The sequence below is a fragment of the Pseudomonas fluorescens genome (genome assembly GCF_001648775.1).
Lineage (GTDB): Bacteria > Pseudomonadota > Gammaproteobacteria > Pseudomonadales > Pseudomonadaceae > Aquipseudomonas > Aquipseudomonas fluorescens_M.
Map to the genome: position 1 here is coordinate 302932 of NZ_LVEJ01000028.1, position 9736 is coordinate 312667.

At 59.4% G+C, this 9736-nt stretch carries 8 protein-coding genes and 6 tRNA genes; 6 read left to right on the forward strand and 8 right to left on the reverse strand.

All coding sequences use genetic code 11. The annotated features are described in order from the left end of the window. Positions 1 to 37 precede the first annotated feature (37 nt). Both A8O26_RS25245 and A8O26_RS25250 read left to right on the forward strand, forming a co-directional pair. A complete protein-coding gene (locus A8O26_RS25245; RefSeq protein WP_064120394.1) occupies positions 38 to 2485 on the forward strand; it encodes an acyl-CoA dehydrogenase in 2448 nt (815 codons plus the stop codon). Between the two features lie 74 nt (positions 2486 to 2559). Continuing rightward, a complete protein-coding gene (locus A8O26_RS25250; protein ID WP_042610681.1) occupies positions 2560 to 2967 on the forward strand; it encodes a PA2817 family protein in 408 nt (135 codons plus the stop codon). 61 nt (positions 2968 to 3028) lie between these two features. On the opposite strand, the gene A8O26_RS25255 is transcribed toward A8O26_RS25250, so the two are convergent. Continuing rightward, a complete protein-coding gene (locus A8O26_RS25255; protein WP_064120395.1) occupies positions 3029 to 4027 on the reverse strand; it encodes a LysR family transcriptional regulator in 999 nt (332 codons plus the stop codon). 90 nt (positions 4028 to 4117) lie between these two features. Here A8O26_RS25255 and A8O26_RS25260 point away from each other — a divergent pair, with 90 nt between their 5' ends. The 3 genes from A8O26_RS25260 to A8O26_RS25270 all read left to right on the forward strand — a co-directional run bounded on the left by A8O26_RS25260 (position 4118) and on the right by A8O26_RS25270 (position 6245). Next, entirely contained in the window at positions 4118 to 4744 is a 627-nt protein-coding gene (locus A8O26_RS25260; protein WP_064120396.1) for a hypothetical protein, read from the forward strand. Between the two features lie 90 nt (positions 4745 to 4834). Then, complete coding sequence (locus tag A8O26_RS25265) at positions 4835 to 5605, forward strand: 2OG-Fe(II) oxygenase (protein ID WP_064120397.1); 771 nt, start codon at positions 4835 to 4837, stop codon at positions 5603 to 5605. 1 nt (position 5606) lies between these two features. Beyond that, positions 5607 to 6245 carry a LysE family translocator gene (locus A8O26_RS25270; RefSeq protein ID WP_064120398.1) on the forward strand — a complete coding sequence of 213 codons (639 nt, stop codon included), beginning with the start codon at positions 5607 to 5609 and terminating at the stop codon, positions 6243 to 6245. 50 nt (positions 6246 to 6295) lie between these two features. Here A8O26_RS25270 and A8O26_RS25275 read toward each other — a convergent pair whose 3' ends face one another. The 7 genes from A8O26_RS25275 to A8O26_RS25305 form a co-directional block, all read right to left on the reverse strand. Next, complete coding sequence (locus A8O26_RS25275) at positions 6296 to 7657, reverse strand: MATE family efflux transporter (RefSeq protein WP_064120399.1); 1362 nt, start codon at positions 7655 to 7657, stop codon at positions 6296 to 6298. A gap of 192 nt (positions 7658 to 7849) precedes the next feature. Then, a tRNA-Gly gene (locus A8O26_RS25280) sits at positions 7850 to 7925 on the reverse strand. Between the two features lie 2 nt (positions 7926 to 7927). Beyond that, positions 7928 to 8003 (reverse strand) — tRNA-Glu (locus tag A8O26_RS25285). 57 nt (positions 8004 to 8060) lie between these two features. Then, positions 8061 to 8136 (reverse strand) — tRNA-Gly (locus A8O26_RS25290). A gap of 3 nt (positions 8137 to 8139) precedes the next feature. After that, positions 8140 to 8215: transfer RNA gene (locus tag A8O26_RS25295), tRNA-Glu, on the reverse strand. A gap of 104 nt (positions 8216 to 8319) precedes the next feature. Beyond that, a tRNA-Gly gene (locus tag A8O26_RS25300) sits at positions 8320 to 8395 on the reverse strand. Between the two features lie 2 nt (positions 8396 to 8397). After that, a tRNA-Glu gene (locus tag A8O26_RS25305) sits at positions 8398 to 8473 on the reverse strand. Between the two features lie 382 nt (positions 8474 to 8855). On the opposite strand from A8O26_RS25305, the gene A8O26_RS25310 reads away from it, so the two are divergent. Beyond that, on the forward strand, positions 8856 to 9614 hold the full coding sequence (locus tag A8O26_RS25310; protein WP_064120400.1) for a hypothetical protein: 759 nt from the start codon (positions 8856 to 8858) through the stop codon (positions 9612 to 9614). Positions 9615 to 9736: the final 122 nt, after the last annotated feature.

A 9736-nucleotide genomic window follows, 5' to 3' on the forward strand; every position in this document is an offset into this window, starting at 1 on the left:
GGAGGGTCGATTTGCCTTGGTTCACGGAGGACTGAATATGCTGTTGTTGTGGATACTGGTTTTGATCGTTGGCGTGGCGTATCTCGCCCACCGACGTATTGCCCCTCTGCCTGCCTTGGGCATCGTTGCCGTCTACCTGCTGGCGATGGGTATTTTCAGTCACGCACCGGGCTGGCTGCTGCTGGTGTTCTGGGTCGTGCTGGCGGTGGTTGCCGCGCCGTTGTTGCTGCCCGACCTGCGCCGCAAACATTTCACTGCGCCGCTGTTCAACTGGTTCCAGAAAACCCTGCCGCCGATGTCGCAGACCGAACGCGACGCGATCGACGCCGGCACCGTGTGGTGGGATGGCGAGCTGTTCAGCGGCCGTCCGGACTGGGACAAACTGCTGGCCTATCCCAAGGCACAACTGAGCGAAGAGGAACAGGCGTTCATCGACGGCCCGACCGAAGAACTCTGCGCGATGGTCACTGACTGGCAGATCGGCCAGTCGATGGACCTGCCACCCGAAGCCTGGACGCACATCAAGGAACATGGCTTTTTTGCCCTGATCATTCCGAAAGAATTTGGCGGTAAAGGTTTCTCCGCTTACGCCCACTCGCAAGTGGCGATGAAACTGGCCACCCGCAGCGGCGACCTCGCCTCGACGGTGATGGTACCCAACTCCCTCGGCCCGGCCGAACTGCTGCTGCATTACGGCACCGACGAACAACGCAATCATTACCTGCCTCGTCTGGCCCGTGGCGATGACATTCCGTGCTTCGCCCTCACCGGCCCGCTCGCGGGCTCCGATGCCGGCGCGATGCCTGACACCGGGATTATCTGCAAAGGCGAATGGGAAGGTCAGGAAGTCATCGGCCTGCGCTTGAACTGGGAAAAGCGCTACATCACCCTCGGCCCGGTTGCCACCCTGCTCGGCCTGGCGTTCAAGGCCTACGACCCGGAGCACCTGCTCGGTGACAAGGTAGACCTGGGCATCAGCCTCGCGCTGATCCCGACCGATACCGACGGTGTCGAAATCGGCCGTCGCCATCTGCCGCTGGGCGCGGCCTTCATGAATGGCCCGAACTCCGGTAAAGACGTGTTTATCCCGCTGGACTTCCTCATCGGCGGCCAGGAGATGCTCGGCAAAGGCTGGATGATGCTGATGAACTGCCTGTCGGTCGGCCGTTCGATCTCGCTTCCGGCGGTCGGCACTGGCGCGGCAAAATTCACCAGCCTGGTCACCGGGCAGTACGCGCAAATTCGTGAACAGTTCAACGTGCCGCTGTCAGCGTTCGAAGGTATTCAGGAGGCCATGGCGCGCATCGGCGGCAACGCGTGGATGATGGACGCCGCGCGGATGCTCACGGCCAACGCCGTGGATCTGGGCGAAAAACCGTCGGTGCTGTCGGCGATTCTGAAATACCACCTCACCGAACGCGGCCGCGAATGCATCAGCCACGCCATGGATGTGCACGGCGGCAAGGCGATCATCATGGGCCCGAACAACTACCTGGGGCGCAGCTGGAACGGTGCGCCGATCTTCATCACCGTGGAAGGCGCGAACATCTTGTCGCGCAACCTGATGATCTTCGGTCAGGGCGCGATTCGCTGCCATCCGTTCGTGCTCAAGGAAATGGCCCTGGCCGGTCGCGAGGACAAGGATCAGGCGCTGAAAGAGTTCGATGGCCTGCTGCTCAAACACATCGGTTTCGCCGTGAGCAATGCCGCCAGCACGCTGGTGCTGAACCTCGGCTTCGGTCACTTCGAACACGCGCCGGGCGACAAGATCAGTCAGGGTTACTTCCGCGCCCTTAACCGTCAGGCCGCAGCGTTTGCCATGCTCGCTGACTTCAGCATGATGTTGCTGGGCGGCGAACTGAAACGCCGCGAGCGTCTCTCGGCGCGCCTGGGCGACGTCTTGAGCAACCTGTATCTGGCGTCCGCTGCGCTCAAGCGTTATCACGATCTGGATTCGCCGGCGTACATGGAACCGCTGTTCCGTTGGGCGATGGAAGAAAGCCTCGGTCAATCGGAACGGGCGCTGGATGAGCTGCTGAGCAACTTCCCGAACAAAGTGTTCGGCTGCCTGCTGCGGGTCATCGTGTTCCCGTTCGGTCGTCGCCACAAAGGCCCGGCGGACAAACTCGGTGCCGAAGTCGCCGGTGTGATTGGTCGTGCGAAAGGCGATCCGGCGCTGGAAGAACTGCTCGCCGGCTGCTATCGCCCGCAATCGCCTGACGATGCGGTGGGCGCATTGCAACACGCCAGCGATCTGCTCAACGCCGCGCAACCGTTGCACAAGAAGCTGCACACCTCGCTGAAAAGCGGTCAGGTCAAACCGGCCGCCGGTGAACACGCCATCGACGCGGCGCTTGAGGCCGGGGTGTTGCAACCGGTGGAAGCGCAGAGTCTGCGCGATGCCGAAGCGGCACGGCGCAAGGTGATCGACGTCGATGATTTCGACAAAGAACAACTGAAACAGGCAGAGGGCAAAGTCCGCTGATCCTGACAGGCATGTCAATGCGCGCGCGGGAGCTTTATACTCCCGCGCCCGTTTTGCTCTTGAGGACTTATCTCGTGTCCAACGTCGTTGCCGATCATCTGGTTTTGCTCGACCACCTGCGCAGTATCCTGGTCGCCGTAGGTGAGGCCGAACAGGTTCCCGAAGAAAGCCATGCCTTGTTCCTGGAGCGCTTCGATGAACTGCTGGCATCGCTGCCGATCGATCCGATCGAAAGCCAATACCTGGGCCAGGACATCCTGACTCAAGTGATTACCCGTTACCCGCAGATTGCCCACCTGATCCCGCGCGATCTGCTGTGGTTCTTCGCCGGCGACTGCCTGCATTACTTGTCCGATGAAGAGATCGACCTGTATCAGGCCCTGGAAGAACGTCGCTACGACGCCGAACAGAACGACGAACCATTCGACTGGAACCAGGAAAAACAGCTGCTGGCGATGTCCGCTCAGGACAGCAAGCACTGATTGTCGCGCCGTTATGAAAATGCCCGCAGGGTTGTCCTTGCGGGCATTTTTTTCGCCGGCGTTAAAGCAGGCCTTCGCTTTCGGGCAATTCATAGGCCAGCGCTGCGTTGCTCGTACCTGCCGCTCTGCCCGGCTTGCTCAAGGTCGGCTCTTTCTCCAGACACTCCACCAGAAAATCGATAAACACTCGCAGCTTGGGTGGTAGATAACGCGTTGGCGAATGCAACAGCCATAGCCCGCCGTGATAGGACGCGAGGAAGGTCCAGTCCGGCAACACTTGCACAACCAATTTCTGCTCAAGTGCATAACGCGCAGTAAAGTACGGCAGGCTGCCAATGCCGATGTGCTGCAACACCGCGCCCAATCGGACGCCAGTGTGGTTGGCGGCATAACGCCCGCGCACGCCCACGGTCACCGCTTTGCTGCCCTTCTTGAATTTCCAGCGCGCATCGCTCGGGGTTTCGCCCAGATAAATGCAGCTGTGATTGAGCAAGTCGTGGGGATGCGTAGGGGTGCCGTGTTCGGCGAGATATTGCGGCGTCGCGCACAGCAGATGGTCGATGGTCAGCAACTGCCGTCCGACCAATCCGGCCGGCGGCCGATCCGTGATGCGAATCGCCAGATCGACATGGTCGTCGATCAAGTCGACTTGCCGGTCTTCCAGCAACAACTCGACATCGACCTTGGGATAACGCCGTAAAAACTCGGGCATGTGCGGATGAATCACGAAGCGCCCCACCGCTTTCGGCACGCTGACCCGCACCAGGCCTTCTGCTTCGTGGGTGAATTGGCCACTGATTTCCATCACCGACTTGGCGGCGCTGACCATCTCCTGGCAGCGCTTGAACACTTCTTCACCGCCGTCGCTCAAACGCAGCTTGCGCGTGGTGCGCTGCAGCAACCGCGTGGCCAGGGCTTTTTCCAGCCGAGAAATGCTGCGACTCACCGCAGACGGGGATGAACCCAACTGGCGAGCCGCTTCAGAAAAGCTGCCGGTCTCCACGACCTTGACGAAAATCGCCATTTCTCCCAACAGCGGTAGCGGCAGATTTATGCTCACAGCGCACAAGTCCTTTGATGTTTGAACGGATTATCACGTTATTGCACGATTCATATAATAAAAATAGAAACTTTAATAAGGGCATGGAATATGACGCTTCGCCTCTTTTTCCATAGTGATGACCTCAAGGCTAATGTGGAAGTCCTCGACTGCACGCCCCACGAGCACGAATTTGCCGTGGTGCTGCGCGCCACACTGTTCCATCCGCAAGGTGGCGGCCAGCCTTGCGACACCGGCTGGATCGGCGAAAGCCAGGTGCTGCGCGTGGTGCAGGAGCCGGATCGAATTGTTCATTTCGTCGATCGACCGGTGCCACTCGGCATGACCTGCATTCGGGTCGACGAAGCACGCCGTTGCTTCAACACGCGCATGCATTCAGCCGGGCACCTGATCGGGCATTTCGTTCAGGCGCTGGGCTGGACGCCGATCAAGGCGCATCACTGGCCCGATGAAGGTCGGGTGCAATTCAAACCGGGTGACGCCACCCAAGAGGTCGATGCAGACACCATTCAATACGGCATTGGCCAGTGGGTCGAACACGATCTACCGCGCCTGACTTCGCTGCGCGAGGGCGCGCGGGAAATCAGTTTCGGTGAGCTGCCCGCCTACGGCTGCGGCGGTACCCATGTACGCAGTCTGAAGGATCTGGGCAGAGTCACGATCGCGTCCCTTTCGCAGAAGAAGGGCACCCTGTCGGTCCACTACAGCGTGGATTAAGGATTTTGGGCGATGCCCCACGCATCGCCCGACGCCGGGGGAACCGCATTCGCAGGTTCCGTTGACTATCGATAGATGGACCTACAAAAAATGATGCTAGACGTCGAGCGTCTCGATGAGACGTGCATAAAAAAACTGGCCAACGAAGAAGTCCTTGCCATCCGCGTCAAAGGCTTTTTGCCTGAGCCGCTGGCGATCCAGATTGGCGACAAGATCCTCGCTCCCGGCTTTGAGGGCTACATCAACGCACCGAGTATCGGCCGCATCGGCATGGCGTTTTACGAGGCGGAAAACCAGCCGCTGCTGATCGAAGACTACTTCGAGCGCGCCACCAGTAACATTGCGGAATTGCGTAAACGTTGCGCGCCCTACTCCTCACCGGTCGACACGCTGCGCTGCATGCTCGACGAGTCATGGCCGGCCGGTGCGCATCTGGAAAACCTCTACGGGCGCAAAATGTATGTCGGTCTGTCGCGCGTGGTGAAACCGGGAGTGTGCTTCCTCGCCCATCACGACATTTTTGCCAAGGACGCCCCGGACAGCTTTCAGGCACGCAGCCTGGAAGCGCAGTTCGCCTGCAATGTTTACCTGAACATGCCGACCGAAGGCGGCGCATTGCAGATGTGGGACGACGACATTTCTGCCGACCAGTTCGACGAAATGCGCGGCGACAGTTACGGCATCGACCCCGCGCTGCTCGGCCCGCCGAGCCTTGAGGTACGGCCGAATCCGGGAGATTTCATCATGTTCAATTCGCGCTGCATGCACTCGGTGACCCCGGGTGTGGCGGATCCGCGCTTGAGCCTTTCGTTCTTTGTCGGCTACCGCGGCAATGCTTCACCCCTGACTTTCTGGAGCTGAGATGTTATCGAACTACCTGGGCGAATTTCTGGCATTGGCCACCATTCACTTTCTGGCCGTGGTCGCCCCCGGTCCAGACTTCGCCGTGACCATTCGCCAGAGCGTACGTTTTGGCCGAGTCGTGGGCATTTGTACGGCGCTGGGGATCGGCGCGGGCATCTCCGTGCATGTGCTGTATACATTGCTCGGCGTTGGCGCATTGATGCACACCACCCCGTGGTTGCTGACCGTGGCCAAGGTCATTGGTGGCGCCTACATCCTGTATCTGGGTGTCAGCCTGTTGCGCAGCAAACCCAAATCGGCGCTTGAGGGAGAGAAAACCATCGACGAACCCGTGGTCGAGCAAACACTGCTCAAGGCGTTCACCACCGGTTTTCTGACCAATGCCACCAACCCCAAGGCCACGCTGTTTTTTCTGGCGATCTTCACCACGATCATCAGCGCCAGCACACCGCTGAACATCCAGGCGTTGTACGGGCTGTGGATGTGCTTTGTGAACGCCTTGTGGTTTGTGATCGTCGCGCTGTTTTTCTCCAGCGCCAAGGTACGCCTGCTGTTCCTGCGCATGGGGCACTGGTTCGAGCGCACCATGGGGGTCGTGCTGATCCTGTTTGCCGGTCGCTTGATGATGTCCTGGTAACGCATACGCAAACAAAAGGCCCGTCGACGCTCATCGACGGGCCTTTTGGTTTAACTGACGCCAGCCACCCTGACCCGGCTGCTATAGATAAATCGCGCGCCCATCAAAAGCGTCGCCAGGCTCAGGGCGGTGATCAATCCGGTCCAGATTCCTTGCGGGCCCCACTCCAGGCCAAATGCCAACCCCGCGCCGAGCGGCACGCCAACGCCCCAGTAACAGAAAACCGCCAGCCACATTGGCACGCGCGTGTCCTGCAGCCCCCGCAACGCCCCCGCCGCAAGCATCTGCAAGCCATCGGGAAACTGCAAGGCCGCGGCGAACAGCAACAGTGTCGCGGCCAATGCCGTGACGGCGATGTCGGCGCTATAAAGGCTGGCAATCGCTTCATTGCCCAACAGCAGGATCACGACCGATACGCTCTGTGCCAACAACACAATCACGCAACCGGCCCACGCGGCTTGCCGGACACGCTGGAGATCGCCGCGCCCCAACGCATGCCCCACGCGAACCGTGGTCGCCTCGGCCACAGCCACCGGGATCATGAAACACAACTGCGCGAGGTTCACTGCAATCTGGTGCGCCGCAAGAAACGTCGAACCCAACCGCCCGATCAGCAGCGAAGTGACAATGAACAGGCTGCCTTGCATCAGAATCGCAATGCCAATCGGCATGCCGGTGCGCAACAAATCCATGATGCCCGCGCGACTCGGCAGCTCGAAACGCGCAAACAACTGCAAATGCGCCAAGCGCCGGCCAAACCAGAGATAGCCGGCAAACAGCAATGCCTGCAGCCACATCATCACAGCCGAAGCGATCCCCAGCCCTTGTGCGCCCAGCTCGGGGAAACCCAACTTGCCATTGGTCAACACGTAGCCCAATGGCGCCAGCACCAACAGACCGCCGAAACTGAAAATCATCGTCGGACGCATCCAGTGCATCCCTTCGCACAGATAGCGCATGCAGAAAAACAGCGTCAGCGCCGGACTACCCCAACGCACCGCGTGCAAGAACGCCTGCGCGCCGGGAATCATCTCCTCGGCGATCCCGGCAGGCGCGAGCAACATTGGCGCAAGGCTGAGAAAAGCGAACATCAACAGCCCCATGAACAGCGCCAGCCACAACGCTTGGCGAAAGATCGGCGCGATTTCATCGGTTCGATCCCCGCCCTGCAAACGGGCGACCGACGCCGTCAGCGCAATCAACGTACCGATCGGCACCAACATCGGCAGCCATAACAACGCGGTGCCCAGCGTCACCGCCGCCAGGGTGTCGGTGCCGTGATTGCCGGCGATCAGGTTGTCGACGAAGGCAATCAAACCGGCGCAGACATGGCCGACGACCAGCGGTAATGCGAGGAGCGCGGTGGCACGAATCTCGGGCAAACTGCCGCGCGAAACTGATTTCAATGACATTGAAGGGATCTCTGGAATCGACGGAAAAGGCTCGGTGAGCAAGGCCTGTCGTTATCCCAGAATCGCCTCGCGCTGGCTGTCAGACGCTTCCTGATCTCACGGATCCGCTGTAGGAAAGTTGTAACAGGCAGGACAAACACAAAAAACGCGCATACAAAAACGCCGCTCTATTGAGCGGCGTTTTTGTGAATTTGGAGCGGGAAACGAGACTCGAACTCGCGACCCCGACCTTGGCAAGGTCGTGCTCTACCAACTGAGCTATTCCCGCAATGGCGTCCCCTAGGGGACTCGAACCCCTGTTACCGCCGTGAAAGGGCGGTGTCCTAGGCCACTAGACGAAGGGGACACAGGCTACAACTTTCACTAATAAAAACGCCGCTCACTGAGCGGCGTTTCTAGAATTTGGAGCGGGAAACGAGACTCGAACTCGCGACCCCGACCTTGGCAAGGTCGTGCTCTACCAACTGAGCTATTCCCGCAAATGGCGTCCCCTAGGGGACTCGAACCCCTGTTACCGCCGTGAAAGGGCGGTGTCCTAGGCCACTAGACGAAGGGGACACGCTACCCGGAACACATGGTGTGTGTTTCGGTGTCCAGATCCGCCTCCGAAGATTGGGTTCTGGTTTCACTCAGCACTGCCCGAAAGCACTGCTGTTTAAAATTGGAGCGGGAAACGAGACTCGAACTCGCGACCCCGACCTTGGCAAGGTCGTGCTCTACCAACTGAGCTATTCCCGCATTGGCGTCCCCTAGGGGACTCGAACCCCTGTTACCGCCGTGAAAGGGCGGTGTCCTAGGCCACTAGACGAAGGGGACACACTACAACATTCACTCCCTGCCGCGCTTCGCTGTGTGCTTTACGCTGCAAGTGGCGCGCATTCTATGGATGGATTGAGAGGTCGTCAACCCCCTGATATAAATTTATTTAAATCAATGACTTCGACGTCCTTTACGGGAGCTTTCAGGCTTTTGCGCCGCCCAAGTCCTGACGCCTATATTCCGCCACTCGCCAAGACGTTATAGTCCACCCACGGTGATGGCAATCTGCACATCATGCGCCAGCATTCATATAAACAGTGTGCGGCCGATACAGATTGAACTGCCGATCCAACTCGTCGAGCGGCGCTAGGCGCCTAAATGCCCAGCCACTACACTCGCATGCGAACCCTATAAAGAGGTCTTACCGGTGACACCACTCATGATCACCCTGCTTGTCATAGCCGGGATCGCAATTCTGATCGCCATTGGCTACATGAACCATGTGGTGGAAAACAACAAACTGGAGAAGGCCCGCACCAAGGTCGAACTCAACGACCGCCTGCGCCGCTGCGGCGAACTGACCGAGACCTTTCCCGGCCAATTCATGACCCCGGCCTTGAAACTGCTGCTGACCCGCCTGGAGCTGAACGTCTGCCAGCGTCTGCTGAACCTGGAAAAAACCAGCGCCACCACTAAAGCACGCATCACTGAACTGAGCGCGCTGGTGGCCCAGGGCGAATCGATCCCGGTCAACAACCCGCCGGCACCGATCCTGACCGAAGCCAAGGCCAAAGACGTACGCTTCCTCCTCGAAGCCCTCCACGGCCAAATCACCCGCGCCGCCCACGACGGCTTCCTGCCGCCGAACGAAGCCAAACAGTGGATCCGCGAAATCCGCCACATTCTGGTACTGCTGCACATCGAGTTCTTCAACAACCTCGGCCAACAGTCCCTGCAACAAAACCAACCCGGCCAGGCCCGCCTCGCCTTCGAACGCGGCGTGCAATACCTGCGCAAACAGCCGGATCCGCAGATCTACTCCGAACAACTGCAATACCTGGAAAAACTGCTGGCCCGCGCCAACGCCCAGGTCATGGACAAAATTGCCCCGGTTGAAGGTGAAGAGAACCAACTGACTGCCGGCCTCAAAGATGCCGAGGCCGATGCGGACTGGAAGAAGAAAGTCATCTACGACTGATGACAGACGCTGAACGAGAAGCCACCGAAAGGTGGCTTTTTTGTGAGCATGCGGAGTGAACCCGATAGAAACCCGGCGAATGTGAGGACGCTATCGCGAGCAGGCTCGCTCCCACAATTGGA

What these genes read in the sequence shown, in the direction of transcription:
- A8O26_RS25260 (WP_064120396.1), top strand. Translation starts at nt 4,118, where the DNA reads ATGACGCTTCGCCTCTTTTTCCATAGTGATGACCTCAAGGCTAATGTG.
- A8O26_RS25245 (WP_064120394.1), top strand. Translation starts at nt 38, where the DNA reads ATGCTGTTGTTGTGGATACTGGTTTTGATCGTTGGCGTGGCGTATCTC.
- A8O26_RS25275 (WP_064120399.1), bottom strand. Translation starts at nt 7,657, where the DNA reads ATGTCATTGAAATCAGTTTCGCGCGGCAGTTTGCCCGAGATTCGTGCC.
- A8O26_RS25265 (WP_064120397.1), top strand. Translation starts at nt 4,835, where the DNA reads ATGATGCTAGACGTCGAGCGTCTCGATGAGACGTGCATAAAAAAACTG.
- A8O26_RS25310 (WP_064120400.1), top strand. Translation starts at nt 8,856, where the DNA reads ATGATCACCCTGCTTGTCATAGCCGGGATCGCAATTCTGATCGCCATT.
- A8O26_RS25270 (WP_064120398.1), top strand. Translation starts at nt 5,607, where the DNA reads ATGTTATCGAACTACCTGGGCGAATTTCTGGCATTGGCCACCATTCAC.